Genomic DNA, 24,794 nt, shown 5'->3' with positions numbered 1-24,794 from the left:
GCCATCACCGGCGAGCTCCTCCGAGACCTCACCATCGACACCAACACCGACTACCAACCCCGCAAATGACCAAGATCCGAACCCACTCCGTGGGTTCGGATCTTGCAGATGTCCTGAGACATCACAATGGTCGGGCTGACAGGATTTGAACCTGCGGCCTCCTCGTCCCGAACGAGGCGCGCTACCAAACTGCGCCACAGCCCGATGGTCCCCGCCGAGCGGTGCACCAGCCCGGGAGCCTACCGGAGCGGTGCAGGGCCTCCCTAATCCGGGGTCAACGGGGGAGCAGGGTCAGCACGGTCGCCTCCGGCCGGCAGGCGACGCGGATGCGGAAGTAGGGATTGGTGCCCACGCCGGCGGACACGTGCAGCCACGCCGAGCCCGGGTCGCCGGGCCTCGAGGCGGCCGGATGCCGGTGCAGCCCCCGTGCCCGCTCGGGCTCCAGGTCGCAGTTGGTGGTGAGCGTCCGGCCCGCGACGCCGATGCCTCGCGGCAGGCAGACCTGCCCGCCGTGGGTGTGTCCGGCGATGATGGCGTCGTAGCCGTCGGCGGCGTACTGATCGAGCACCCGCAGGTACGGCGCGTGCGCGACCCCGAGCCGCAGGTCGGCCGCCGCGTCGGCGGGTCCTGCGACGGCGCCGAGGTCGTCGTACTCCAGGTGCGGGTCGTCGACCCCCGCGAACGCGAGCCGCAGGTCGCCCACGTCGAGCGAGGCCCGCCGGTTGGTGAGGTCGAGCCACCCGGCGCCGGCGAGGCCGTGGGTCAGCTCGCCCCACGGCAGCTGGGCGGAGGTGGTGTTCCGCCAGCCGCTGTCCGGCAGCACGTAGGCGAGCGGGTTGCGCAGCACGGGCTCGAAGTAGTCGTTGGAGCCGTGCACGAACACCCCGGGGACCTCGAGCAGCGGCCCCAGCGCGTCGAGCACCGCCGGCACCGCGTCGCGGTGGGCGAGGTTGTCACCGGTGTCGATGACGAGGTCCGGCTCGGTCTCCGCGAGCCCGCGCAGCCACTCCTGCTTCGCGCGCTGCCCGGGGGTCATGTGGATGTCGCTGACGTGCAGCACCCGCAGCGGCGCGGCGCCGGCCGGCAGCACCCGGACGTCGACCTTGCGCAGCGTGTACTGGCGCGCCTCCCAGACCGCGTACGCCGTCACGGCGGCGCCGGCCGCAGCGCCGCCTCCCGCCATCCGGGCCAAGGACCTGATCAAACCCACTCGGCCAGGCTTTCACACGGTCGGCAGAATGCTTCTCATGAGCACCCTCAAGGACCGCCTCCGGGCCGACCTGACCACCTCCATGAAGGCGCGCGACGAGCTCCGCTCGGGCACGCTGCGGATGATCCTGACCTCGATCACGAACGCCGAGGTCGCCGGCAAGGTGGCCCGGGAGCTCACCGACGAGGACGTGATCGACGTGCTGTCGAGCGAGGCGAAGAAGCGTCGCGAGGCCGCCGTGGCGTTCGAGGAGGGCGGGCGCCCCGAGAGCGCCGCGAAGGAGCGGGCCGAGGCCGGGGTGATCGCCGAGTACCTGCCCGAGCAGCTCGGCCCCGAGGAGATCGCGGAGATCGTCGGCAAGGTGGTCGCCGACCTCAACGCCGCCGGCGAGGGGCCGAAGGCGATGGGCCGCGTGATGGGCCTGGTCCAGCCGCAGGTCAAGGGCCGGGCCGACGGCGCCGCCGTTGCCGCGGAGGTACGCCGCCAGCTCGGCTAGGCCTCAGTGGTGGCCGTGGCCGTGGCCGCCACCGTGGTTGCCGTGGCCGCCCCCACCGCCCTTGTGGCCACCGCCGTTGTGGTGCTTCGGCGGAGGCGGCGGCGGGCTGCCGTCGGAGACGTAGTAGGTGACCGTGTCGCCGGGGCTCAGGCTCGAGCCGCCCGACGGGTAGATGTAGGAGACCGTGCCGCGCGGGCAGCTGGAGTCGACGAACCCGCCGTCGGCCGCGGTCAGACCGCCGCCCTCGATGACGGACCTCGCGTTGTCGACCGAGCTGCACGAGCTGACGTAGGGCACCGGCACGCGGATGCCGGCGACCGTCGTGGAGTCGGGCAGCTGGAAGTCCTCGTCCGGCAGGATCGGTGCGATCGCCTTGAACGTGTCGCCCCAGATCGGGCCGGCCACCGTCGAGCCGAACGCCTCGTAGATCGTCGATCCGCCGACCGTCTGGTAGTTCAACGTCACCGGGTGGCCGACGCTGTTGACGCCGGCGACGGTCGCGGCTCCGGCCATGTTCGGGGTGTAGCCGACGAACCACACCGACTGGTTGTCCGAGGTCGTGCCGGTCTTGCCGGCGGAGGGCTGCGGCGGTGCGAGCGCCTCGCCGAACCCGCCGGGCCCGGTGACGCCCTCCAGCACGTTGCTGACCGCGTCGGCGACGTCGCCCGGGATGACCTGGGCGCAGTGCGGCTTGTACTCCTTGAGCAGGTTGCCCTCGGAGTCCTCGATCTTCGTGACCGGGTGGGAGTCGCAGTGCAGGCCGCGGGCGGCGAAGGTCGCGTAGGCCCCGGCCATGTCCAGCGGGCTCACGTCGGCGACACCGAGAGTGAACGACGGGACCTCCCACTTCTTGTCGAGCTCGATCCCCATCGCGTTGGCGAGCTTCCAGGGCTCGCAGATCCCGGTGCGCTGCTCGAGGGCCACGAAGAAGGTGTTGATCGACTCACGGGTGCCCTCGTAGAGGTTCGGGTCGGGCGGCCCGTTCGTCGAGTTGTGGAAGGTGTAGACCTCGGAGCTCGGGTAGGGGCCGTCGCAGGTGTTGAACGTGCCGAGGTCGAACGCCCTCTCGCTCGGCGACGGGATCCGGGTGGTGAGCGGGATGCCCTGGTCGATGGCCGAGGCGAGCACGAACGCCTTGAACGTCGAGCCGGGCTGGAAGCCCGCGGCGTCGCCGTACTTCTCCGGGACGGTGTAGTTGAGGAAGGTCTGCCCGTCCGCGGCGTCGGTGCCCATCGGCCGCGACTGCGCCAGCGCCTTGACCTCGCCGGTGCCCGGTTGGACCAGCGCGATCGCGCCGATCGCGCCGTCCTTGGGGTAGACGTGGGCGGCGACCGCGCGCTGCGCGGCGTCCTGCATCCGCGTGTCGATCGTGGTCGTGATGGTCAGGCCCCCGCCGCGGAGCAGCCGCATCCGGGCCTTGGGCGTCGGCCCGAGGTCGGGGTCCTGCCGCAGGTAGCTGATGACGTAGTCGCAGAAGAACGGCGCCCGGGAGCTGACGCAGCCGTTGGACATCGGCTGCACGTCGAGGCCGAGGCCCTCCTTCTTGGTCCGCGCCGCCTTCCGGTCGCTGATCACCTGCAGCTGGGCCATCCGGTCGAGCACGACGTCGCGGCGGTTGCGCGCCGCCTGCGGGTTCTCGGTCGGGTTGAAGGCCTCGGGGCTCTGGACCAGGCCGGCCAGCATCGCCGACTGCCGCAGGTCGAGGTCCTTGGCGTTGACGCCGAAGTAGTGCTGGGCGGCCGCCTGGATGCCGTAGGCGCTGTCGCCGAAGTAGGCCGTGTTGAGGTAGCGCTCGAGGATCCAGTCCTTGCTGTGCGCCTTCTCGAGCGCGATCGCGTAGCGCAGCTCGCGCAGCTTGCGGGCGTAGGTGTCGGCGGTGGCCTCCTCGACGGCCTTCTTGTCGCCCTTGAGCAGCGCCTGGTTCTGCAGGGTCAGCTTGACCAGCTGCTGGGTGATCGACGACCCGCCCTGGACCACGCCGTTGCTCGCCTGGTTGGTGAACAGCGCCCGCAGGGTGCCCTTGAGGTCGAGCGCACCGTGCTCGTAGAAGCGGTAGTCCTCGATCGAGACGATCGCCTTCGCCATGATCCGCGAGATGTTGACCAGGCTGACGTTGACCCGGTTCTGGTCGTAGATCGTCGCGATCTCGGCGCCCGACTTGTCCAGGATCAGGGTGCGCTGCGGCAGCTGCTCGGTCTTGAGCGCCTGGGGCAGCTCGTCGACGGAGTCGGACACGTTGCGGGCCGCGAAGCCGAGCACGCCGGCGAAGGGGATCGCGAGCCCGGACACCACGACACCGAGGACCACCGAGACGAGCAGCATCACGCCCAGGTGGGAGACCACCTTGCGGGCAGGCAGGCGGTCGGGCCGGGTGCGGGACATGGTGCCAGGGTACGTGAGCACGCACCCCCGGTCCGAGTCGGCGGAAGGGGTGGACGGGCCCGTGCGGGCTGGACAGGTGGTCCTGCCGGAGTGGGACGCCAGCGCTGGTGTTAGTCAGAAATGACTAGACAGTTGACACCGATGAGTGGTGTGCAAAGCGGGTTCTGTCCTTTACTTTGGTCACACGAGATGGGGGTTCTGCACTGTGGGGGTGCGGCCCATCTCACAGAGTGGGGACAACGACATGTGGGTCGAAGACTGGGCATTGCGAGCAGCGTGCCGTGAAACTGCCAAGCCGGACGAGCTGTTCGTGCGCGGCGCCGAGCAGAACCAGGCCAAGCAGGTCTGCCAGGGCTGCCCGGTGCGCACCGAGTGCCTGGCCGAGGCGCTGGACAACCAGATCGAGTGGGGTGTCTGGGGCGGCATGACGGAGCGGGAGCGTCGCGCTCTCGTGCGTCGCCACCCGAGTGCGTCCTGGCGCAAGATCCTCGAGACCGCCCGTACGCGGGCGCAGACCGCCTCCGCCTGACGGCTCGGTCGGACCGGTGGGTCCTGGCCCACCGTCAGTCGGTGCTGCCTCCGAGGAGGCGCCCGATCCGGCGCAGGCCGTCGAGGTCGTGCACGTCACCGGCGAGCGCCGGCACCACGGCCGTCGCCACCTGCGGGTGTGCCGTGGCGAACTGCTCGCGCAGCACGCGCTCGCGGTCGACCATCCGGACCCGGTCGGCGTGCAGCCGCAGCAGGCCCGCGGTGAGCGCGCCGGTCGACGTACGACGCAGGCGCTCCGCGCCAGCCATCGCCTCGTCCGACGACAGCGTGCCCGCAGGTTCGGGGCTGGCCCGGTTGATGATCAGGCCGGCCAGGGGCATCGCGTCCTCGGTGAGCCGCTCGACGAAGTACGCCGCCTCGCGCAGCGCGTCCTGCTCGGGCGCCGCGACGACGAGGAACGCCGTGCCGTCGGCCTGCAGCAGCGAGTAGGTCTGCTGGGCGCGCTGGCGGAACCCGCCGAAGACGGTGTCCAGCGCGGCCACGAACATCTGCAGGTCCTTGAGGAACTGCGCGCCGAGGACCCTGGTGAGGGCGTTGGTGATGATCCCGAAGCCGGCGGTCATCAGCTTGGCCGGACCGCGGGCCGGCGCGAGCATCAGGCGGACGAACCGGCCGTCCAGGAAGCTCGAGAGCCGCTCGGGGGCATCGAGGAAGTCGAGCGCCGAGCGCGACGGCGGGGTGTCGACGACGATCAGGTCGTAGGTCCCGGCCTTCTGCGCGTCGCGGTAGAGCTGGCCGAGCTTCTCCATCGCCATGTACTCCTGGGTGCCCGCGAACGAGCTCGACAGCGCGATGTAGAACGGGTTGGCGAGGATCTGCTGCGCCTTGTCCGGGCTGGCCTGCGACTCGACCACCTCGTCGAAGGTGCGCTTCATGTCCAGCATCATCGCGTCGAGGCTGCCGGAGCCGTCGCTGGCGGTGACGCCGGCGACGGGCCGGGGCGTGTTGTCGAGCGCCTCGATGCCCATCGACTGCGCGAGCCGCCGCGCCGGGTCGATCGTCAGCACGACGACCTTGCGGCCGCGCTCGGCCGCGCGCAGCGCGAGGGCGGCGGACGTGGTGGTCTTCCCGACGCCGCCCGAGCCGCAGCACACGATGATTCGGGTGCCGGGGTCGTCGATCAGGGCGTCCACGTCGAGCGCGCCCGCCGGTGAGCCGGAGGGGCCGACGCGGGTCCGGGGCTTCGTCTGCGCGCGCGTCATGACATGCCCTGCTCTCGGAGGAGGCCGGCGAGCTCGTACATCGCGCCGAGGTCGATGCCGCCGGCGATCCGCGGCAGCTCGTAGGTCGGTACGTCGAGCCGCGCGACCAGGTCCCGCTGGGAGTCCTCGAGCGCCCGCCGCTCCGCGTGGTCGGCCGCCTCGGCCAGCAGGCTCTCGACGAGGCCGGCGCCCCCGTCGATCCCGGCGTGCTCGAGGTCGGACTCGACGAGCGACCGGTCGAGCGTGCCCGCCCCCGCGGCGGCCAGGTCCTCGGCGGTGAGGTCGCGCGGCCGGACCTGGTTGACGATCACGCCGCCGACCGGGAGCCGGGCCTTCCGCAGCTCCGCGATCCCGTCCGCGGTCTCCTGCACCGGCATCTCCTCCAGCACGGTCACCAGGTGCACCGCGGTCCGCGGCGACCGGAAGAGCGTCATCATCGTGTCCGACTGCGACTTGATCGGGCCCACCTTCGCGAGCCCGGCGACCTCCTCGCCGACGTTGAGGAACTGGGTGATCCGCCCCGTCGGCGGCGCGTCGAGCACCACGGCGTCGTACTGCTGGGCCTTCTTGTTGCGGCTGTTGCGCTGGACCGCCTCGTAGACCTTGCCGCTGAGCAGCACGTCGCGGACGCCCGGTGCGATCGTCGTGGCGAACTCGATGACCCCGAAGCGGTCGAGGGCTCGGCCGGCCCGGCCGAGCCGGTAGTACATGGAGAGGTACTCGAGCAGCGCCGACTCGGCGTCGATGTGCAGGGCGTGCACGACGCCACGGCCGCCGGAGCCGTCGGGCAGGCCGGTCGTGAGCCGCCGCTCCTCGTAGGGCAGCGGGTCGACGTCGAACATCCGCGCGATGCCCTGCCGGCCCTCGACCTCGCAGAGCAGCACGTTCTTGCCACGGCCGGCGAGCGCGAGGGCGAGCGACGCGGCGACGGTGGACTTCCCGGTGCCGCCCTTGCCCGTCACGACGTGCAGGCGCACCTTCGGCCAGTCACTCACCCGGGCGACTGTAGCGGGGTCAGCCCGAGAGCTTGTCCGCGAGCACGACCCAGGTGAAGAAGGAGATGCCGAGCAGCATGCCGACGTGCCCGAGGATCGACAGCGACGGCCCCTGGGCCCAGGTGTCGCCCGTGGTCGCGGCCGCGTGCTTGCTCGGCCGCGACATCCAGCGCGCGAGGACCAGCAGCCCGATCGCCACCTCGACCCACCACGCGACGAGCGCGACCGCGCCGATCAGGTCGCCGGGGGAGGTCAGGTAGACGATCCACGTGGCCAGGGCGACGACGCCGATCACCGTGTGTGCGTTGACGACGGACATCGGCACGACGGCGTGCCCGGACTGACCGCTCTCGTTGGACAGCCGCATCCGGGTGAGGAGCACCACGACCGCGGCCAGCGCGGTCAGCATCCACACGGCGTTGTCGAGATTCACCGGGGCATCGTGGCACAACCTGTGACCCCGGCCACTCCATCTCGGCCTGAGTAGGGTGCGGCCATGACCAAGTGGGAGTACCAGGTGGCGCCCGTCCTCAACCACGCGGCGGCGCAGATCCTCAACAACTTCGGGCAGGACGGCTGGGAGCTGGTGACGCTCATCCCGAGTCCGCAGGGCAACGACATCGCCTACTTCAAGCGCCCCGCCGAGTGATGGGGAGCCGACGATGACGAGTCCCGAGGAGCGACTGTCCGAGCTCGGCCTGACCGTGCCCGACGTGGTGCCGCCGGTGGCGGCCTACGTCCCCGCGGTGCGGTCCGGCGCGCACGTGTTCACTGCGGGCCAGCTGCCCATGCGCGACGGCGAGCTGATGGCGACCGGCAAGGTCGGCGGCTCGGTCACGCCCGAGCAGGCAGCCGAGTGCGCCCGGCAGTGCGCGCTCAACGCGATCGCCGCGGTGAAGTCGGTCGCCGGCGACCTCGGTGCGGTCAGCCGGGTCGTCAAGGCGGTCGTGTTCGTCGCCTCCACACCCGACTTCACCGGTCAGCCGGGTGTCGCCAACGGTGCGTCCGAGCTGCTCGCCGCGGCCTTCGGCGACGCCGGCGTCCACGCCAGGTCCGCGGTCGGCGTACCGGTGCTGCCGCTGGACGCGCCGGTCGAGGTCGAGCTGGTGGTGGAGCTCTCCGAGTGAGGATCCCGCTGCCCCCGGTGCCGCTGCCCGAGGAGCTGGCCGCGGTCGCCCGGGAGTACGCCGACGGCACCCGCGAGCCCGCCGAGCCCCGCAACGCGGCGACCGTCGTGCTCCTGCGGGACGGCGCGCCGGGTCCCGAGGTCTACCTCCTGCGCCGGCACGTGACGATGGACTTCGCCGGCGGCATGTGCGTCTTCCCGGGCGGTGGCGTCGACCCGCGCGACTTCGACACGACGGTCGGCTGGGCCGGTCTGCCGCCCGCTGCGTGGGCCGAGCGGCTCGGCACCGACGAGGAGCTCGCCCGCGCGCTGGTCTGCGCGGCCGTCCGCGAGACCTTCGAGGAGTCGGGCGTGCTGCTCGCCGGGCCGTCCGCCGACTCGGTCGTCGCGGACACGACCGGCGACGACTGGGAAGCCGACCGGGTCGCGCTGGAGTCGCGCGAGCTCGCGATGACCGACCTGCTCGAACGGCGCGGCCTGGTGCTGCGCACCGACCTGCTGGGGATCTGGGACGGTTGGCTGACGCCGGTCTTCGAGCCGAAGCGCTACCGCACCTGGTTCTTCGTCGCCCACCTGCCCGAGGGGCAGCGCACCCGGGACGTGTCGAGCGAGTCGTCCTCGGTGGTGTGGATGCCCGTCCGGGAGGCCGCGGACCGCGCCGACGAGGGGACGCTCGCGATGCTGCCGCCGACGTACCTGACCTGCCTGGAGATCTCCCAGCACGACTCGGTGGACGCCGTCGTCGCGGCGAGCGAGGGCCGCACCGTCGACATGTTCACGCCGTCCGTCGAGCCGCTCGGCGACGGGTTCACCCTCTCGATGCCGGACCGGCTGCGGCCGCTCGTCGCCGAGCGGAGATCCCCGTGACCGAGGCCTGGTCGGGCGGCGCATTCGGCGAGCACGCGCGGTGCGTGCTCGCCGGCAACGCCAACTTCATGACGCTCGACGGCACCAACACCTGGATCCTGAGCGACGGGGAGCGGTCCCTCGTCGTCGACCCGGGCCCGCTGATCGAGGAGCACCTCGACGCCGTCGAGGAGGCCGCGGGCGACGTACAGGCGGTGCTCCTGACCCACGGCCACTTCGACCACTCCGAGGCTGCGCGCGACTTCGCCGAGCGGGTCGGGTGCGGCGTACGAGCGCTCGACCCGGAGCACCGGCTCGGTGCGGAGGGCCTCGCCGACGGCGACGTGGTGGCCGTCGGGGACCTGGAGGTCCGGGTGGTCGGCACCCCGGGCCACACCAGCGACTCGCTGTCGTTCTGGGTCCCGGAGGAGCGGGCCGTGCTCACCGGCGACACGGTCCTCGGCCGCGGCACCACGGTCGTCGCCCACCCCGACGGCAAGCTCGGCGCCTACCTCGACTCGATCGACCGCCTGCACGCGCTCGCCGAGTCCCGCGAGGTCGAGCGGATCTGGCCCGGCCACGGCCCCGTCATCGACGAGGCCCTCGCCGTCCTCGGCTACTACCGCTCCCACCGCCGAGAGCGCCTCGCCCAGGTCGAGGCCGCCCTCGACCAGCTCGGCGAGACCCCCGACGTCGCCGGTGCCGCCAACACCCTCCCCCGCCGCGTCGTCGAGATCGTCTACGCCGACGTCGACCCCGTCCTCTGGGGCGCCGCCGAGCTCTCCGTCCGCGCCCAGCTCGCCTACCTCGGCGAGCTCTGAGTCCAGGTCGAACCCTCAGTTCGAGCACCTCGAACCCTCAGTTCGAGCACCTCGAACCCTCAGTTCGAGCACCTCGAACCCTCAGTTCGAGCACCTCGAACCCTCAGTTCGAGCGGGTCGAGCCGCTACTTGGGTCACGGTCGTGCTGTCCTCGGTGCACCCGTTGTCCACAGGCTACGAATCCGCACTGGATTCGGCCGGGCCTGACCTCGAACCTGTCGCCATGAACGAATCCGAACCGCTGAAGCTCCCGGCTGGGCCGTTCCGCGGCCGTGACGCGGCCGAGCTGGATCTGACCAAGCGCGACCTGCGGAGTCTGGTGGAGCGCGGCACCCTGCGTCGAGTGTGCCGAGGTGTGTACGCCGATGCCGACCTTCCGGACTCGATCGAGCTGCGGGCAAACGCCGCCGCGCTCGTGACTCCCGCCGACCATGTCGTCTGCGATCGCACGGCTGCGTGGATCCACGGCGTCGACATGATGACGGCCGGTGAGACCGAGGCACTCCCGCCCATCGACACCTGCGCGCCGTCGGGCCGTACGCCGCCCCGCAGGAGCGCGGTCGACGGTCACGAACGCGCGCTGGTCCCGTCGGACGTCATCACGATCGGCGGGGTCCGGGTGACGACGCCGCTCCGGACCGCCCTGGACCTCGGCGCGCGTCTCCACCGTCGGGATGCCCTCGCGGCCATGGATTCGTTGTGCCGTCTCCACGGGATGACGGCGCAGATGCTGACGCGTGAGGTCAAGCGGTTCCGCCGTCGACGCGGCGTCGTCCAGCTTCGCGAGCTCGTCGCGCTCGTCGACCCCCGCGCGGAGTCGCAACGGGAGTCCTGGACACGTCTCGAGATCCACGACGCAGGCCTTCCGCTGCCGACGCTGCAGCACTGGGTCGTCGTCGACGGGCGGAGGAGGTACCGCCTGGATCTCGCCTACCCGGGGTTGCGCATCGTGATCGAGTACGACGGCTTCGACGACCACCGCCGTACTCACCGGCAGGTCGAGCGCGACCTCGCACGTCGACGTTGGCTGCACGACCAGGGGTGGATCGTCATCGTCGTACGGGTCGGCGACTTCACCGGGGAGGCGCTGGACCGCTGGCTGAACGAGCTTCGCTTCGCGCTGAAGCCGTCGTACATCAACGTACGGCGCCTCGAACGTGGCGACCGCGAGCGCCTTGCGGCGCGCACCCGTGGCGACGACACGGCCTGAGCGGCCCCGGCCGACGGCTCGACGTGCTCGAACTGAGGGTTCGACGTGCTCGAACTGAGGGTTCGACGTGCTCGAACTGAGGGTTCGACCGGGGGTTTCAGCGGGCGCGGCGGGTCATCCGCTCCATGTCCATGATCACCACGGAGCGGGGCTCGAGGCGGAGCCAGCCGCGGGAGGCGAAGTCGGCGAGGGCCTTGTTGACCGTCTCGCGGGAGGCGCCGACCAGCTGGGCGAGCTCCTCCTGGGTGAGGTCGTGGTGGACGTGCACGCCGTCGTCGGCGGTACGGCCGAAGCGCTCGGCGAGGTCGAGCAGGGCCTTGGCGACGCGGCCGGGGACGTCGGAGAAGACCAGGTCGGCGACGACGTCGTTGGCCTTGCGGAGCCGGCCGGCGAGCTGGGTGAGCAGGCCGCGGGCGACCTGCGGGCGGCCGTCGAGCCAGCGCAGCAGGTCCTCGTGGGACAGCGAGACGAACTCGGTGTCGGTGACCGCGGTGACCGTCGCCGAGCGCGGCCCGGGGTCGAAGAGCGACAGCTCGCCGAACATCTGGCCGGGGCCCAGGATCGCGAGCAGGTTCTCGCGGCCGTCGGAGGAGGTACGCCCGAGCTTCACCTTGCCGTCGAGGACGATGTAGAGCTTGTCGCCGCTGTCGCCCTCGTGGAAGAGGACCTCCCCGCGGCGCAGGCGGGTCTCGGACATGGACGACCGCAGGGCCGACGCGGCCTCGTCGTCGAGGGCGCTGAAGAGCGGTGCCTGACGAAGCACGTCGTTGTCCACGGTTCCTCCAAGAGTGCTGTTCGGTTGTCGGCACGCATCCTAGCCAGTGGTCCATCTCACACCTAGTCGACGAAGCGCGCGTGGACGGCCTCGTCCCCAGGCGCGGGCCGCTCCTCCACACCCCGGCCGAGGTTGTCCCCAGGTCCTTCCACAGCCTGTGAGACGGGCGCCGCGGGGCTGTCCCAGCGACCGAATAGGCTGACGTACGTGCCGGCCAGCCTCACCCCGTCCGTCGCGGGCGAACCCGCAGGAGAGACGCCGACGGGGGAGACCCGCACCCAGCTCGTGCGCCGCGCCCGCAGGATCAACCGGGTGCTGGCCGAGACCTACCCCGACGCCCACATCGAGCTCGACTTCGAGGACCCGTTCCAGCTGCTGGTCGTCACTGTGCTCTCGGCGCAGACGACCGACAAGCGCGTGAACCTCGTCCGGCCGAAGCTGTTCGCCGCCTACCCGACGCCGGCGGCGATGGCCGCCGCCGACCGGGCCCACCTCGAGCAGATCGTGGGGCCGCTGGGGTTTTTCCGCGCCAAGACCGACGCGCTGCTCAAGCTCAGCGCCGCGCTGGTCGAGAGGTACGACGGGGAGGTCCCGCCGCGGCTCGCCGACCTGGTCACGCTGCCCGGCGTCGGCCGCAAGACCGCCAACGTCGTGCTCGGGAACGCGTTCGGCGTACCCGGCATCACCGTCGACACCCACTTCGGCCGGCTGGTCCGCCGGTTCGGGTGGACCGACGAGACCGACCCGGTCAAGGCCGAGCACGCGATCGGGGCGCTGTTCCCCAAGTCCGACTGGACGATGCTCAGCCACCACCTCATCTGGCACGGCCGGCGGGTCTGCCACGCCAAGAAGCCTGCGTGCGGCGCCTGCCCCGTCGCCCGCTGGTGCCCGGCCTACGGCGCCGGCCCCACCGACCCGGACGAGGCCGCGAAGCTGGTGCGCACCGAGGGCCCGAATTGAGCCGGTTCCCGTTCGTCGTGGTCGTGCTCGCGGTCGCCGTGCTCCTGGCGGGCTGCAGCAAGGAGGACACCTCCGCGGGGTGCGACGTCGACGTCGCCTCCGCGCAGCTGCGGCAGCAGGCGCACGCCGCGGGACTGCCCGGCTGCGCGACGGTCGAGGGCGGCGACACCGATCTCCCCGACGTCTCGCTGCCGTGCCTCGGGAGCGATGGCGCCGCGACCCTCGCCGGCGTCAAGGGTCCGGCGATCGTCAACTTCTGGTCCTCCTCGTGCGGACCGTGCGTCAAGGAGATGCCGGCGCTCGCCGCCTTCGACAAGGAGTACGGCGACCAGGTGGCCGTCCTCGGCGTGGACTTCCTCGACACCTACCCCGGTGCGGCGATCGACCTCGCCGGTCACAGCAAGGTCCGCTACCCGTCGCTCGCCGACGCGTGCGGCGCGCTCCAGGACACCGACCTGGTGATCCAAGGACTGCCGCAGTTCGTCTTCGTCAAGGCCGACGGCGCCGTCGAGCAGGCAGCCGGCGGTGTCGACTCGGTCGACGCCCTGGTCGGCCTGGTCGAGAAGAACCTGGGGATCACCCTCGAGCGGAGCGGCTCGTGAGCGCGCTGCCGGGATGGCTGGAGCCGGTCGCGGCCGGCGCCCGGGCGATCCAGGGCCACCACCTGACCCAGTTCCTCCCGCCCGCGGGCAGCGACCCCCGCCGCGGCGCGGTGCTGATGCTCTTCGGCGGCCCGGTCGACGTCGACGGCACCGACGGCCCCGTCGGCGACATCCTGCTGACCGAGCGCGCCCACGACATGCGCTCCCACCCCGGTCAGGTCTCCTTCCCCGGCGGCTCCATCGACCCGGGCGAGTCGCCGGTCGAGGCGGCGCTGCGCGAGACGCTCGAGGAGATCGGCGTCGACCCGGCGGGCATCGACGTGTTCGGCGAGCTGCCCGAGCTGTGGCTGCCGCCCTCCAACTTCGCGGTGACGCCGATCCTCGGCTGGTGGCGCGACGCCGGTCCGGTCCGGGTCACCTCGCCCGACGAGGTGCACGCGATCCACCGGGTCGCGATCGCCGAGCTCGTCGCACCGGAGCACCGCATCCTGGTCCGCCACCCCGGCGGCTGGACCGGCCCCGGCTTCCTCATCGGCGCCGACAAGGACGTCATCGTGTGGGGCTTCACCGGGGGGATCCTCACCCGGTTCTTCGACTTCCTGGGGTGGCTCCCGCCGGTCGACGACCCGCCGGTGCACGATCTCCCCGACTACATGCTCGCGGAGTACGTCCGCCGTACCTCCCGCACCCGGCCGGGTGACCCGGGCGGCGACGGGATGGACCTCCACGAGCCCGAGGAGGAGGACGAGCGGTGAACCTCCTCGACTGGCTGCTCCTGCTGCTGGTGGCGGCCTACGCCCTGTCCGGCTACTGGCAGGGCTTCGTCACCGGCGCGTTCGCCACGCTCGGCCTGCTCGGCGGCGGCTTCCTCGGCATCACCCTCGCGCCCCTGGTCCTCGGCGACGCCAAGCCGTCCCTCGCCGTCTCCCTCGGCGCACTGTTCATCGTCATCCTCACGGCATCGCTGGGCCAGGCGCTGCTCCAGTACGCCGGCGCGCGCGTGCGGGAGAAGATCACCTGGCAGCCGGCCCGTGCCGTCGACGCGGTCGGCGGCGCCGCGCTCAGCGCCGCGGCGGTGCTGCTCGTCGCGTGGGCTCTCGGTGTCGCGATCTCCGGCACCAGGATCGGCGGGATCACCGAGGAGGTGCGCGGGTCGGCGGTGCTGCAGAAGGTCGACAGCGTGCTGCCCGACCAGGCCGACGGCGCCCTGCAGGCGTTCAACAACGTGGTGGGCACCGGGTTCTTCCCGCGCTACCTCGAGCCGTTCGCCCAGGAGGACATCAAGGAGGTCGGGCCGGGTCCCAAGCGGCTGCTCGACGACCCGCAGATCCGCGCCACCGAGGACAGCGTGCTCAAGGTGATCGGCGCGAACGACTGCGGTCGCGGGGTGGAGGGGTCCGGGTTCGTCTACGCCCCCGACCGGCTGATGACCAACGCCCACGTCGTCGCCGGCGTGGACGACCCCGAGGTGCAGATCGACGGTGACACCGAGGTCGCCCGGGTCGTCGACTACGACCCCAAGCTCGACCTCGCGGTGCTCGCCGTGGACACCGGTGACATCCCCGCGCTCGACTTCGACGTCGAGTCGGGCGACGGGGCCGGGAGCGACGACCCGGTCGCGATCGTCGGCTATCCGCAGGACGGGCCGTTCGACATCCAGCCCGGCCGGATCCGTGAGCAGCAGACGCTGCGCTCGCCCGACATCTACGGCGGCGGCACCGTGCTGCGGCAGGTCTTCTCGCTGCGTGGCCTGGTCCGGCCCGGCAACTCCGGCGGTCCGCTCGTCGACCCGGACGGCGACGTCGCCGGTGTCGTCTTCGCGGCGTCGGTGACCGATCCCGACACCGGCTACGCCCTCACCGCCGACCAGGTCTACGACACCGCCCAGGCCGCCGTCGACGACGAGTCCGAGGCCGACACCGGGGCCTGCGCCTCGTGACCCACCCTCCGGAGGCACCCATGACCGACCCCGTCCACTACGCGTACGCCGACGGCGCCGCGCGGATCACCCTCGCCGCGGGCGACCGCGGCAACCCGCTCACCCCGGAGTCCGGTGCGGCGCTGCTGGCCGCGGTCCTCCGGGCGAAGGCGGACGGTGCGCGGGTGGTCGTGCTCGCGGCCGAGGGACGGTTCTTCTCCGTCGGCGGAGCGCTCGACGGGTTCGCCGACGCCGACGACCGCGAGGCGCACCTCCTGGAGCTCGCCGAGGCCGCGCACCGGATCATCACCGAGCTCGTCCGCGGCGACGCGATCGTGGTCAGTGCGGTGCAGGGCACCGCGGCGGGCATCGGGTTCCCGCTCGCCGCGGCCGCGGACGTCGTACTCGCCGCGGACACGGCGAGGTTCAGCCTCGCCTACGTGAAGGTCGGGCTCAGCCCCGACGGCGGCGGCAGCCTGCTCGTGCACACGCTCGGCCTGCACCGGGTGCTGCGGCTCGGCCTGCTCGGCGACCTGCTCACCGCGCAGGAGGCGTACGACGCCGGGCTGGTCGCCCGGGTCGTGCCGGCCGACCAGCTCGCCACGGCCACCGACGAGGTGGTCGCGAACCTGCTGACCGGGTCCCGGCACGCGCTCGCCGCCACCAAGCGGCTGGTCCGCGACGCGGCCGAGCCCGCGACCGAGAGCGCCCTGCGCCGGGAGGCGGTCTCGATCAGCCGGCTCGGCGGCGGCCCCGACGGGCTCGAGGGGATCACCGCGTTCCTCGAGAAGCGCCCGCCCCGCTACTCCTGAGCCGGACGCCGAGACGAGCCGACTCGGCGCTGGGGCCGGATCAGGCGACCTCGGGGCCGACGGTCGAGTCCGGGGTCTCGCCGAGGACGACCGAGACCAGCCGGTCGAGGGCGATCTGCGCGTAGTCGTCGGCGGCCGCCACCATCGTGGGGTCGCCGAGGTCGACCATCGCCGTGGTGAGCACGTTCGGGCCCATCCGCACCAGCGTGATCGACTCGCTGATCGTGGCGTCGTCGCCCTGCGTGGTGATCGTCCCCGTCAGGTCGAGGTTGATCTGGTCGTCGACGACGTCGCTGGTCAGCTCGTCGCTGTAGTCGAGCGTCAGGTCGTACTCCGTGCCGTCGCTGTCGGGGCCGGTCACGGTGGTGCAGCCCGCGAGCACGTCCTGCACGTGGTCGAACGCGGCCACGAGCGCGTCGTGGTCGTCGAAGGACGAGGCGCTGCTGGTGATCAGCGGGATCCCCGCGTCGCCGTAGGTGTAGTCGTAGGCGACCCGCGCCGACTTCTCGATGTCGTGGGTGATCGCCGACACCTCGCCCAGGCAGCCGGGGCCGTCGGAGTCGTCGTCCTCGCTGGGCGCCTGGGTCCAGTCACCCGGGAAGTTCTCCGGTGCGAGCACCACCTGGGAGAGCTGGTCCTCGGTGAGCACCGGCGTGTTGTCGGACCCGGTGCTCGCCGACGGCGTGGCGCTGCTGCTGTCGTCGGACGCCGACTTGTCGTCACCACCGCATGCTGCGGCGCTGGTGGCGACGAGGGCGAGCACGGCGACGGCCGCGAGCCGGTGGGCAGGGTTGTGCGTACGCAAGGTGTCCTCCTGGACGAGACGGAATCGGGATGAGAATGACAGGGTCCCGAGCAACGTGGGATCGAATTCCCGCTGCCCAGCGGCGGAAACCGTCCTCGAGGAGGATTTGTCAGGCGTGCACCGGGCAGCCCGTCGCGGGCGCGAAGGTCCCGAGCGAGGCGAGGTCGAACCCGTTCGGGTAGCTACGGATCCGGTTCATGTCCTGGGAGTACGTCGGCCGCCGGTTGCTGGGTGTCAGCCGCAGCGCCCGCGCCCTCGCCCGCAGCGAGCCGCGCACCGCGCGGCGGACCCGCGGGCCGGGGTCCTCGTAGCCGAACGCGTTAAGCAGGTGCGGCTCCATCAGCGCGCGGCTGAAGACGTTCATCGGCCGGTGCAGCGGGCGCGGGTAGAACTGCTCGAGCAGCGCGAGCGTGGCATCGGCGACCCGACGGCCGCCGGCGTCGTACGCGAAGTGCTTGCGCTCGTAGTCGTCCATCAGGTGCATGTAGGCGTCGTAGCTCTCCGGCAGATCCTTGATGCCCATGTGCCGCCCGAGCGCGCTGAAGTAGTTGACCATCGCGCGGATCTCGTGGTCGGTCAGCGGCCGCCAGCCGTAGGCGTCCAGCCACCGCTTGGGGATGACGACGAACGTCGACAGCACGTAGCGCAGGTCGTCGTTGCTGATGTCGTACATCCGGTGCATCTGGTTGATCCGCCGGATGCCGGTCCGGCCCTCCTCGCTGTCGAAGCCGTGCACGAGCGGCGCCTCGAGGAGCAGCGCGGTGTCGTCGTACCGCTTCTGGCAGCGCTGCTCGAACTCCTGGGTCTTGTCCAGCAGCCCGCCGATGCTGGGGACCGCGTAGGTGCGGAACAGCGCGAGGCTCAGCGACTGGTTCATGTCCCAGGTGAACTCGTAGAGCGTCAGGTTCCGGACGATCTCGACGTAGTCGGTGTCCGCGTCCAGTGCGTCGTTGCGGCGACGCCACAGGTCCTTCGCCATGGACCGACGGTATCGCTAGAACACGTTATAGTTCCAGGGTGACGACCGCGCCCGACGTCTTCGCCCCCGTGTCCCTGGGGCCGATCCGGCTCCGCAACCGCACGGTCAAGGCGGCGACCTTCGAGGGCCGCACGCCGCACGGCGAGGTGACCGACGAGCTGATCGCCTACCACGTCGCGCCTGCGGCGGGCGGCGTCGGCATCACGACGGTCGCCTACCTCGCGGTCGCGCCGGAGGGCCGGACCCACCGCGAGGTGATCGTCGTCGACGACCGGACGCTGCCGGGACTGGCGCGGCTGGCCGACGCCGTGCACGCCGAGGGCGCGGCGATCTCGGGCCAGGTCGGGCACGCCGGCCCGGTGGCGAACGGCCGGTCCAACGGTGCGCCCGCGATCGCTGCGAGCCCGATGCCCAGCCCCCTCTCGATGCAGATGGTCCGCTCCGCCACCGAGCAGGACCTGACCCGCGTCACCCGCGCGTACGTCGACGCCGCCCGCACGCTGGTCCGGGCGGGCTTCGACGTTCTCGAGCTGCACATGGCGCACTCCTACCTGATCTCCTCCTTCCTCGCGCCCGGCCTCAACCGCCGCAAGGACCGCTGGGGCGGGCCGCTCGAGCGGCGGGCGCGGCTCGCCCGGCAGGTCGCGCGCGCCGTACGGGAGGAGGTCGGCGACTCCTGCGCCGTCACCGCCAAGGTGTCGGTCAGTGACGGCTTCAAGGGCGGCGTCACCACCGAGACCGGGCTCGAGCTCGCGCAGCTGCTCGAGGCCGACGGCCACCTCGACGCGCTGCAGCTCTCGGGCGGCTCCTCGCTGATGAACCCGATGTACCTGTTCCGCGGTGGTGCCCCGGTCGAGGAGTTCGCGGCGTCGATGCCGGCGGTCGTGCGGTGGGGGATGAGGACGCCGGTGGGCCGGTCGTTCCTCAAGGAGTACTCCTTCGAGGAGGCCTACTTCCGGGAGAAGGCGTTGGCCTTCCGGGCGGGGCTGGCGATGCCGCTGCAGCTGCTCGGTGGGATCAACCGGGTCGAGACGATGCGGCAGGCGATGGCGGACGGCTTCGACTTCGTGGTCATGGGCCGGGCGCTCCTGCGCGAGCCGGACCTGGTCCGCAGGCTTGCCTCGGGGGAGGCGCGCGAGGGCATCTGCATCCACTGCAACCGCTGCATGCCGACCATCTACAGCGGCACGGTGTGCGTGGAGTGGGCGGCCGGCGAGCGGATCCCGGTGGCGCAAAACTAGAACTCGTTCTAGTCTCTGCGCATGTCGCAGGTCATTCCGGAGAAGCCGCTCCGCGTCGTCGTCTGGTCCACGGGCACCATCGGCCGCCACGCCATCGCCGGCGTGGACGCCCATCCCGACCTCGAGCTGGTCGGCGTGTGGACGTCGACCCCCGAGAAGCACGGCAAGGACGCCGGCGAGCTCGCCGGCCTCGGCCGCGAGCTCGGCGTGAAGGCGTCGACCGACCGCGACGAGCTGATCGCTCTCGCCCCGGACTGCATCGTGCACGGCGCGATGACCGACGACCGCGTCTTCGAGTCGATCGAGGACCTGACCGGCTTCATCCGCGACGGCGTCAACGTCGTGTCGTCCGGGCCGGTGATCCTGGTGCACCCGAAGGGCACGCTGCCCGACGAGATGATCGCCGGGATCGACGAGGCAGGGCGGCAGGGCAACGCGAGCCTGCACGTCAACGGCATCGACCCGGGGTTCGCCAACGACGTGCTGCCGCTGGTGCTCACCTCGCTCTCGCAGCGCATCGACCACGTCAAGGTCAGCGAGATCGCGGACTACTCGACCTACTACCAGCCGGTCGTGATGAAGGACCTGTTCGGCTTCGGCCAGCCGCTGGAGACGAAGCCGATGCTGTGGGAGCCCGGCATCCTGTCCACCGCCTGGGGCCCGGTCGTCCGGCTGATCGCCGAGGGGCTCGGCGTCACCCTCGACGAGCCGCTCCAGGAGTACGTCGACCGCCGGCCCGCGCCGCGCTCGGTGGAGACGGTCTCCGTCGACGTCGCCGAGGGCACCATGGGCTCGGTGATGTTCCGCGTGGTCGGCACCGTCGACGGCGTCCCGCGGGTCACCCTCGAGCACGTCACCCGCACCGACGCGCAGGCCGAGCCCGACTGGCCCCGGCCGCTGGAGGGCGACGGCTGCTACCGCGTCGAGATCTCCGGCGAGCCGGAGATGAAGCTGGAGTTCACCCACCACGGCGAGCACGGGGACCACAACGTGTCCGGGATGATCGTCACCGCCCAGCGGCTGATCAACGCGGTGCCCGCGGTCGTCGCCGCGAGGCCGGGTCTCCTCACGCCGCTGGACCTCCCGCTCGTCACCGGCCGCGGTCTCGTCTCCGGGGCGGGCCGATGAGCATCCTCGACCGCTTCAGGCTGACCGACCACGTCGCCGTCGTCACCGGCGCGGGCCGCGGCATCGGCGCCGCGTCGTCAGTGGCCCTCGCGGAGGCCGGCGCCGACGTCGTCATCTCCTCGCGCACCGAGGAGCAGCTCAAGCAGGTCGCCCAGCGGGTCGAGGCCGCCGGGCGGCGCGCGGTCGTCGTACCTGCGAACCTCGCGCACACCGAGGACGTCGCAGCGCTCGCCCAGGCCGCCTTCGACGAGTTCGGCCGCCTCGACGTCGTGGTCAACAACGTCGGCGGCACCATCCCGAACGCGTTCCTGGACACCGACGTGGCCTACCTCGAGGAGGCCTTCCACTTCAACGTCAGCACCGCCCACGCGCTGAGCCGCGCGGCCGTTCCCCTGATGCTGAAGTCGCTCGGCGACCCCGAGGAGCACCGGCAGAAGTCGATCGTCAGCATCAGCTCGATGATGGGCCGCACGGCCGACCGCGGCTTCCTCGCCTACGGCACGGCGAAGGCCGCGCTGGCCCACTGGAGCCGGCTGGCGGCGACCGACCTCGCCCCCCGGATCCGGGTCAACGGCATCTACGTCGGCTCGGTGATGACGAGCGCGCTGGAGTTCGTGGCCGGCGTGCCCGAGATCAAGGAGCAGATGGAGGGCAAGACCCCGCTGGGCCGGATCGGCGAGGCCGAGGACATCGCCGCCGCGGTGGTCTACCTGTCCTCGCGCGCGGGCCAGTACGTCACCGGCAAGATGCTCGAGGTCGACGGCGGCATCCAGTACTCCAACCTCGACCTCAACCTCCCGGACCTGGCCCCGTAAGGTCCGGAGCGTGACATCCGGAGTCAGCACCGCGCACGCCGTCTCGCCCGACTCGGGCGAGCACTGGTCGGCCGAAGGTGCCTGGCCGGTGGCGCCCGGGATCCACCGGATCCCGCTGCCGCTGCCGATGGACGGCCTCAAGGCGATCAACGTCTACGTCGTCGAGGGTGACGACGGCCTGACGCTGATCGACGGCGGCTGGGCGATCCCGGTCGCCCGCGAGCTGCTCGACAGGTGCCTGCGCTCGATCGGCTCCGGCTTCGGTGACATCACGCGGTTCCTGGTCACCCACGTGCACCGCGACCACTACACGATGGCCACCGTGCTCGGCCACGAGTACGGCGCCGAGGTCGCCCTCGGCCTGCCCGAGAGGCCGGCGCTCGAGCTGCTGCACGGCATCGGCCGGGGCGAGCTCACCGAGAGCCCGTTCCTCGCGATCCTGCGCTCCGCCGGGGCGCCCGACGTCGCCGAGGCATGGGCTGCAGGGCGCAGCGAGGAGGACCTCCCGGACCCCAAGGACTGGGCGCTCCCCGACACCTGGCTCGACGGCGACACCACCGTCCAGGTGGGCGCGCGGGCGATCGACGCCGTGCACACGCCGGGTCACACCCCCGGTCACTACGTCTTCGCCGACCGCGCCGACGGCCTGCTCTTCGCCGGCGACCACGTGCTGCCCACGATCACGCCGTCGATCGGCTTCACCTTCCCCGTCGAGCCCGACCCGCTCGGGAGCTTCCTGGCCTCGCTGACCAAGGTGCGCGCGCTGCCGGACCTCCGCATCCTGCCCGCCCACGGACCGGTCGCGCCGTCCTCGCACGCGCGCGTCGACGAGCTGCTCGTGCACCACGAGGACCGGCTCGCCCACTGCCTGAAGTCGCTGAAGGAGCGCGGCCCCTCGGTGGCCGCCGTGGTGGCCGGCGACCTCGGCTGGACCCGCCACGAGCGGTCCTACGCCGACCTCGACCTCTTCAACAAGGGCATGGCCGCGATGGAGACCAAGGCCCACCTCGAGCTGCTCGTCGCCCGCGGCGAGGCGACCGAGGAGCAGACCGCCGACGGGATCGTCTACACCGCGGTCTAGTCTGACGGCACAAGACAGGGGAGCACGCCAAGCGTGCTGAGAGTGCGGCAACAGATCTGGGCCGCAGACCCTCCGAACCTGATCCGGCTAGCACCGGCGAAGGGAGTCACCATGAGGTCATTCCGCGCGCTCCGCGCCATCGCGGCACTCGCACCGCTCGTCCTGGCGAGTGCCTGCTCGGTGGTCCACGAGAAGGACAGTGCCGGCGACCCGGCCACCGGCGCGTCCGGCGGCACGGTCGTCCTGGTCACCCACGACTCGTTCAACCTCCCGAAGGACCTGATCCAGCAGTTCGAGGACGAGAGCGGCTACCGGCTGGAGCACCTGCCGGCCGGTGACGGCGGCGAGCTCACCAACAAGCTGGTGCTCACCAAGGACGACCCGCTCGGCGACGTCGCGTTCGGCGTGGACAACACCTACGGGTCCCGTGCCGTCGACGCCGGGGTGTTCGCGCCGTACTCCCCGGAGCTCCCGGAGGGCGCGAGCGACTACGCCCTGCCCGGCGACGACCAGGGCGAGCTCACACCGATCGACACCGGTGCGGTGTGCGTGAACGTCGACGACGCGTGGTTCGCCCAGCACGGCCTGCAGCCGCCGGCGTCGCTCGACGACCTCACCGACCCCGCCTACAAGGGCCTGTTCGTGACCGAGGGCGCCAGCACCAGCTCGCCGGGCCTGGCGTTCCTGCTCGCCACCATCGCCCAGTACGGCGACGGGTGGCAGGACTACTGGCAGCGGCTCCTCGACAACGACGTCAAGATCGACAAGGGCTGGGAGGACGCCTTCAACGTCGACTACAGCTACTCCGGCGGCGACCGGCCGATCGTCGTCTCCTACGACTCCGACCCGGCCTACACCGTCGAGGACGGCAGGACGTCGACCAGTGCACTGCTCGACACCTGCTTCCGCCAGGTCGAGTACGCCGGCGTGCTCGAGGGCGCGAAGAACCCCGAGGGCGCCCAGGCGCTGGTCGACTGGCTGCTCACGCCCGAGGTGCAGGCGGCGCTGCCGAAGAACATGTACGTCTTCCCCGTCGACGCCGACGTCCCGCTCCCGGAGTCGTGGGCGAGGTTCGCGAAGCAGCCCCAGCAGACCGAGCAGCTCGATCCCGCCGAGATCGACGCGAACCGCCAGGACTGGCTCGAGCAGTGGAACGACCTGGTAACGCGGTAGCCGGCGGCTGAGGTGCGCCGCCTCGCGTACGTCGTCCTGGCCGCGTTCCCGCTCGCGGTGCTCGCGGTCTTCTTCCTGCTGCCGGTCGGCGGGATGCTGCAGCGTGGCGTCTGGCCGGACGGGCGGTTCGACCCGGGCTCGGTGCTCGAGGTGCTGGCCCGCCCGCGGACGGCGCGGGTCGTCTGGCTGACCGTCTGGACGAGCACGCTGGCGACGGCGCTGTCGATCGCGCTCGGCCTGCCGGCGGCCTATGTCCTGCACCGGCTGCGGTTTCCCGGGCGCAGCATCGTGCGCGCGCTGACGCTGGTGCCGTTCGTGCTGCCCACGGTCGTCGTCGGAGTCGCGATCCGGCAGCTGGTCGCCCCGTCCGGCGTGCTCGGGTTCCTCGGCGTGGACGGCACGCCGCCCGCGATCGTCTTCGGCCTGGTGTTCTTCAACGTCGCCGTCGTGATCCGCACCGTGGGCGCGGCCTGGGAGGGTCTCGACCGCCGTCCGGGAGACGCCGCGGCAGCGCTCGGCGCGAGGCCCTGGCAGGTCTTCCGTACCGTCACGCTGCCGGCGCTGCGCCCGGCGCTGGTGGCCGCGGCGAGCGTCGTCTTCCTGTTCTGCGCGACCGCCTTCGGCGTCGTGCTGGTCCTCGGCGGGGCGCACTACTCCACGGTCGAGACCGAGATCTACTACCTCACGGTCGACTACCTCGACCTCCCGGCGGCCGCGGCGCTCTCCCTCGTCCAGCTGGTCGCGATCGTCGTGCTGCTCGTCGTGGCCGCGCGGCTGCGGGCCGTCCCCGACCCGACCGTGCGGCGCTCGCTCGCCGCGCCGACGCGACCCGGTCGTGCGGACCTTCCTGCCCTGGTCGTGACCGCCCTCGTGCTGGTCGCGGTGGCCGCACCCATCGCGGCGCTGGTCGTCGCGTCGTTCCGTGTCGACGGCTCCTGGTCGCTGGCGGCGTACCGCGCGCTCCGCGACTCCGGTCACGCCTCGGCCGCGGACGGCGCGGGCGGCGGGCTGTTCCTCGTGCCGGTGACCGAGGCGCTGTCGAACTCGCTGGCGATCGCCGTCGACGCGACCTGGATGTCGATGCTGCTCGGCACGACCGTCGCCGTCCTCGTGACCCGTCGGGTCCGCACCCGCGCCGGCAGGATCACCCGGGGCGGGTTCGACGCGCTGTTCATGCTGCCGCTCGGCGTCTCGGCGGTGACGCTCGGCTTCGGCTTCCTGATCACCCTCGACCAGCCGCCGGTCGACCTGCGGTCGAGCCCGCTGCTGGTGCCGATCGCCCAGGCGCTGGTGGCGCTGCCGATCGTCGTCCGCACGCTGGTGCCGGTGCTCGGCGGCGTCGACGACCGCCAGCGCCAGGCTGCCGCCTCCCTCGGCGCCGGCCCGATCCGGACCCTGCTGACCGTCGACCTGCCGATCCTGTGGCGGCCGCTCCTCGCCGCGGCCGGCTTCGCGTTCGCGGTCTCGCTCGGCGAGTTCGGCGCCACCGCGTTCATCGTCCGCCCGGACACCCCGACATTGCCCGTGTTCATCTTCCGGCTGCTGGAACATCCCGGACCGCTGAACTACGAGACCGCGATGGCCGGCTCGGTCGTGCTCGCCGTGCTGACCGCGGCCGTGATCCTCGTCGTCGAGCGGCTCCGCGTACCCCTGATCGGGGCGTGGTGA

Annotated in this window: 26 protein-coding genes, 1 tRNA gene and 1 riboswitch; of the genes, 18 read left to right on the top strand and 9 right to left on the bottom strand. The window is 71.8% G+C overall.

Annotated elements, in window-relative coordinates:
* Window positions 1–127 precede the first annotated feature (127 nt).
* Together ABD709_RS08965 and ABD709_RS08960 are read right to left on the bottom strand one after the other, a co-directional pair.
* Window positions 128–204 (bottom strand) — tRNA-Pro (locus ABD709_RS08965).
* Between the two features lie 70 nt (window positions 205–274).
* Entirely contained in the window at window positions 275–1,183 is a 909-nt protein-coding gene (locus ABD709_RS08960) for a metallophosphoesterase (protein WP_344774477.1), read from the bottom strand.
* A 64-nt stretch (window positions 1,184–1,247) separates the two neighbouring features.
* On the opposite strand from ABD709_RS08960, the gene ABD709_RS08955 reads away from it, so the two are divergent.
* Complete coding sequence (locus ABD709_RS08955; RefSeq protein ID WP_344774463.1) at window positions 1,248–1,706, top strand: GatB/YqeY domain-containing protein; 459 nt, start codon at window positions 1,248–1,250, stop codon at window positions 1,704–1,706.
* A gap of 3 nt (window positions 1,707–1,709) precedes the next feature.
* On the opposite strand, the gene ABD709_RS08950 is transcribed toward ABD709_RS08955, so the two are convergent.
* Entirely contained in the window at window positions 1,710–4,088 is a 2,379-nt protein-coding gene (locus ABD709_RS08950; protein ID WP_344774461.1) for a penicillin-binding protein, read from the bottom strand.
* A 244-nt stretch (window positions 4,089–4,332) separates the two neighbouring features.
* On the opposite strand from ABD709_RS08950, the gene ABD709_RS08945 reads away from it, so the two are divergent.
* A complete protein-coding gene (locus ABD709_RS08945; RefSeq protein ID WP_344774459.1) occupies window positions 4,333–4,617 on the top strand; it encodes a WhiB family transcriptional regulator in 285 nt (94 codons plus the stop codon).
* 34 nt (window positions 4,618–4,651) lie between these two features.
* On the opposite strand, the gene bagB is transcribed toward ABD709_RS08945, so the two are convergent.
* The 3 genes from bagB to ABD709_RS08930 are packed head-to-tail and all read right to left on the bottom strand — an operon-like array spanning window position 4,652 to window position 7,267.
* Entirely contained in the window at window positions 4,652–5,839 is a 1,188-nt protein-coding gene (bagB, locus tag ABD709_RS08940) for an ArsA family ATPase (protein WP_344774457.1), read from the bottom strand.
* The gene (bagA, locus tag ABD709_RS08935; protein WP_344774455.1) at window positions 5,836–6,834 is read right to left on the bottom strand and encodes an ATPase BagA; all 999 of its coding nucleotides are present in this window, start codon (window positions 6,832–6,834) and stop codon (window positions 5,836–5,838) included. The genes bagB and bagA overlap by 4 nt, the downstream gene beginning before the upstream one ends.
* Before the next feature lie 19 nt (window positions 6,835–6,853).
* The gene (locus ABD709_RS08930; protein WP_344774453.1) at window positions 6,854–7,267 is read right to left on the bottom strand and encodes a hypothetical protein; all 414 of its coding nucleotides are present in this window, start codon (window positions 7,265–7,267) and stop codon (window positions 6,854–6,856) included.
* A 63-nt stretch (window positions 7,268–7,330) separates the two neighbouring features.
* Between ABD709_RS08930 and sp36 the strand changes: the two genes are divergently transcribed.
* The 5 genes from sp36 (at window position 7,331) to ABD709_RS08905 (ending at window position 10,837) form a co-directional block, all read left to right on the top strand.
* On the top strand, window positions 7,331–7,483 hold the full coding sequence (sp36, locus tag ABD709_RS08925; RefSeq protein ID WP_344774451.1) for a Sp36 family protein: 153 nt from the start codon (window positions 7,331–7,333) through the stop codon (window positions 7,481–7,483).
* A 13-nt stretch (window positions 7,484–7,496) separates the two neighbouring features.
* A complete protein-coding gene (locus tag ABD709_RS08920; protein ID WP_344774449.1) occupies window positions 7,497–7,961 on the top strand; it encodes a RidA family protein in 465 nt (154 codons plus the stop codon).
* Window positions 7,958–8,827, top strand: a complete 870-nt coding sequence (locus tag ABD709_RS08915; protein ID WP_344774447.1) for an NUDIX hydrolase — start codon at window positions 7,958–7,960, stop codon at window positions 8,825–8,827. The genes ABD709_RS08920 and ABD709_RS08915 overlap by 4 nt, the downstream gene beginning before the upstream one ends.
* A complete protein-coding gene (locus ABD709_RS08910; RefSeq protein WP_344774445.1) occupies window positions 8,824–9,627 on the top strand; it encodes an MBL fold metallo-hydrolase in 804 nt (267 codons plus the stop codon). Before ABD709_RS08915 ends, ABD709_RS08910 begins: the two co-directional genes overlap by 4 nt.
* A 142-nt stretch (window positions 9,628–9,769) precedes the next feature.
* On the top strand, window positions 9,770–10,837 hold the full coding sequence (locus ABD709_RS08905; protein ID WP_344774443.1) for a type IV toxin-antitoxin system AbiEi family antitoxin domain-containing protein: 1,068 nt from the start codon (window positions 9,770–9,772) through the stop codon (window positions 10,835–10,837).
* Between the two features lie 97 nt (window positions 10,838–10,934).
* On the opposite strand, the gene ABD709_RS08900 is transcribed toward ABD709_RS08905, so the two are convergent.
* A complete protein-coding gene (locus ABD709_RS08900; protein ID WP_344774441.1) occupies window positions 10,935–11,612 on the bottom strand; it encodes a Crp/Fnr family transcriptional regulator in 678 nt (225 codons plus the stop codon).
* Window positions 11,613–11,819: 207 nt separating this feature from the next.
* Here ABD709_RS08900 and nth point away from each other — a divergent pair, with 207 nt between their 5' ends.
* From nth to ABD709_RS08875, 5 genes are read left to right on the top strand one after another with little or no spacing between them, the layout of a single operon-like run.
* Window positions 11,820–12,572, top strand: a complete 753-nt coding sequence (nth, locus tag ABD709_RS08895; protein WP_425575078.1) for an endonuclease III — start codon at window positions 11,820–11,822, stop codon at window positions 12,570–12,572.
* Window positions 12,569–13,174 (top strand): TlpA family protein disulfide reductase, encoded by a 606-nt coding sequence (locus tag ABD709_RS08890; protein ID WP_344774439.1) that lies wholly within the window; start codon window positions 12,569–12,571, stop codon window positions 13,172–13,174. Before nth ends, ABD709_RS08890 begins: the two co-directional genes overlap by 4 nt.
* Window positions 13,171–13,929 (top strand): NUDIX hydrolase, encoded by a 759-nt coding sequence (locus ABD709_RS08885; RefSeq protein ID WP_344774437.1) that lies wholly within the window; start codon window positions 13,171–13,173, stop codon window positions 13,927–13,929. Before ABD709_RS08890 ends, ABD709_RS08885 begins: the two co-directional genes overlap by 4 nt.
* A complete protein-coding gene (locus ABD709_RS08880) occupies window positions 13,926–15,113 on the top strand; it encodes a MarP family serine protease (RefSeq protein ID WP_344774435.1) in 1,188 nt (395 codons plus the stop codon). The genes ABD709_RS08885 and ABD709_RS08880 overlap by 4 nt, the downstream gene beginning before the upstream one ends.
* A gap of 20 nt (window positions 15,114–15,133) precedes the next feature.
* Window positions 15,134–15,904: an enoyl-CoA hydratase/isomerase family protein gene (locus tag ABD709_RS08875; protein ID WP_344774433.1), complete on the top strand. Its 771-nt coding sequence runs from the start codon at window positions 15,134–15,136 to the stop codon at window positions 15,902–15,904.
* 40 nt (window positions 15,905–15,944) lie between these two features.
* On the opposite strand, the gene ABD709_RS08870 is transcribed toward ABD709_RS08875, so the two are convergent.
* The gene (locus tag ABD709_RS08870; protein ID WP_344774431.1) at window positions 15,945–16,709 is read right to left on the bottom strand and encodes a hypothetical protein; all 765 of its coding nucleotides are present in this window, start codon (window positions 16,707–16,709) and stop codon (window positions 15,945–15,947) included.
* 109 nt (window positions 16,710–16,818) lie between these two features.
* Entirely contained in the window at window positions 16,819–17,688 is an 870-nt protein-coding gene (locus tag ABD709_RS08865) for an oxygenase MpaB family protein (protein ID WP_344774429.1), read from the bottom strand.
* 38 nt (window positions 17,689–17,726) lie between these two features.
* On the opposite strand from ABD709_RS08865, the gene ABD709_RS08860 reads away from it, so the two are divergent.
* The 6 genes from ABD709_RS08860 (at window position 17,727) to ABD709_RS08835 (ending at window position 24,794) form a co-directional block, all read left to right on the top strand.
* The gene (locus tag ABD709_RS08860) at window positions 17,727–18,929 is read left to right on the top strand and encodes an oxidoreductase (protein WP_344774427.1); all 1,203 of its coding nucleotides are present in this window, start codon (window positions 17,727–17,729) and stop codon (window positions 18,927–18,929) included.
* Between the two features lie 21 nt (window positions 18,930–18,950).
* Entirely contained in the window at window positions 18,951–20,057 is a 1,107-nt protein-coding gene (locus tag ABD709_RS08855) for an NAD(P)H-dependent amine dehydrogenase family protein (protein ID WP_344774425.1), read from the top strand.
* Window positions 20,054–20,872: an SDR family oxidoreductase gene (locus ABD709_RS08850; RefSeq protein ID WP_344774423.1), complete on the top strand. Its 819-nt coding sequence runs from the start codon at window positions 20,054–20,056 to the stop codon at window positions 20,870–20,872. The genes ABD709_RS08855 and ABD709_RS08850 overlap by 4 nt, the downstream gene beginning before the upstream one ends.
* A 10-nt stretch (window positions 20,873–20,882) precedes the next feature.
* The gene (locus ABD709_RS08845) at window positions 20,883–21,953 is read left to right on the top strand and encodes an MBL fold metallo-hydrolase (protein ID WP_344774421.1); all 1,071 of its coding nucleotides are present in this window, start codon (window positions 20,883–20,885) and stop codon (window positions 21,951–21,953) included.
* 6 nt (window positions 21,954–21,959) lie between these two features.
* Window positions 21,960–22,075, top strand: a riboswitch (TPP riboswitch).
* Window positions 22,065–23,126: a thiamine ABC transporter substrate-binding protein gene (locus ABD709_RS08840; RefSeq protein WP_344774419.1), complete on the top strand. Its 1,062-nt coding sequence runs from the start codon at window positions 22,065–22,067 to the stop codon at window positions 23,124–23,126. It overlaps the preceding riboswitch by 11 nt.
* A 12-nt stretch (window positions 23,127–23,138) precedes the next feature.
* Window positions 23,139–24,794 carry an ABC transporter permease gene (locus ABD709_RS08835; RefSeq protein ID WP_344774417.1) on the top strand — a complete coding sequence of 552 codons (1,656 nt, stop codon included), beginning with the start codon at window positions 23,139–23,141 and terminating at the stop codon, window positions 24,792–24,794.

Source organism: Nocardioides panacisoli, assembly GCF_039537325.1.
GTDB lineage: Bacteria > Actinomycetota > Actinomycetes > Propionibacteriales > Nocardioidaceae > Nocardioides > Nocardioides panacisoli.
Note: the sequence above shows the minus strand (reverse complement) of the source record. Positions and strands in the feature narration are given on the sequence as shown.

What these genes read in the sequence shown, in the direction of transcription:
- ABD709_RS08920 (WP_344774449.1), top strand. Translation starts at nt 7,497, where the DNA reads ATGACGAGTCCCGAGGAGCGACTGTCCGAGCTCGGCCTGACCGTGCCC.
- bagB (WP_344774457.1), bottom strand. Translation starts at nt 5,839, where the DNA reads ATGACGCGCGCGCAGACGAAGCCCCGGACCCGCGTCGGCCCCTCCGGC.
- ABD709_RS08945 (WP_344774459.1), top strand. Translation starts at nt 4,333, where the DNA reads ATGTGGGTCGAAGACTGGGCATTGCGAGCAGCGTGCCGTGAAACTGCC.
- sp36 (WP_344774451.1), top strand. Translation starts at nt 7,331, where the DNA reads ATGACCAAGTGGGAGTACCAGGTGGCGCCCGTCCTCAACCACGCGGCG.
- ABD709_RS08960 (WP_344774477.1), bottom strand. Translation starts at nt 1,183, where the DNA reads ATGGCGGGAGGCGGCGCTGCGGCCGGCGCCGCCGTGACGGCGTACGCG.
- ABD709_RS08955 (WP_344774463.1), top strand. Translation starts at nt 1,248, where the DNA reads ATGAGCACCCTCAAGGACCGCCTCCGGGCCGACCTGACCACCTCCATG.
- ABD709_RS08950 (WP_344774461.1), bottom strand. Translation starts at nt 4,088, where the DNA reads ATGTCCCGCACCCGGCCCGACCGCCTGCCTGCCCGCAAGGTGGTCTCC.
- ABD709_RS08865 (WP_344774429.1), bottom strand. Translation starts at nt 17,688, where the DNA reads ATGGCGAAGGACCTGTGGCGTCGCCGCAACGACGCACTGGACGCGGAC.
- ABD709_RS08840 (WP_344774419.1), top strand. Translation starts at nt 22,065, where the DNA reads ATGAGGTCATTCCGCGCGCTCCGCGCCATCGCGGCACTCGCACCGCTC.
- ABD709_RS08855 (WP_344774425.1), top strand. Translation starts at nt 18,951, where the DNA reads ATGTCGCAGGTCATTCCGGAGAAGCCGCTCCGCGTCGTCGTCTGGTCC.
- ABD709_RS08850 (WP_344774423.1), top strand. Translation starts at nt 20,054, where the DNA reads ATGAGCATCCTCGACCGCTTCAGGCTGACCGACCACGTCGCCGTCGTC.
- ABD709_RS08875 (WP_344774433.1), top strand. Translation starts at nt 15,134, where the DNA reads ATGACCGACCCCGTCCACTACGCGTACGCCGACGGCGCCGCGCGGATC.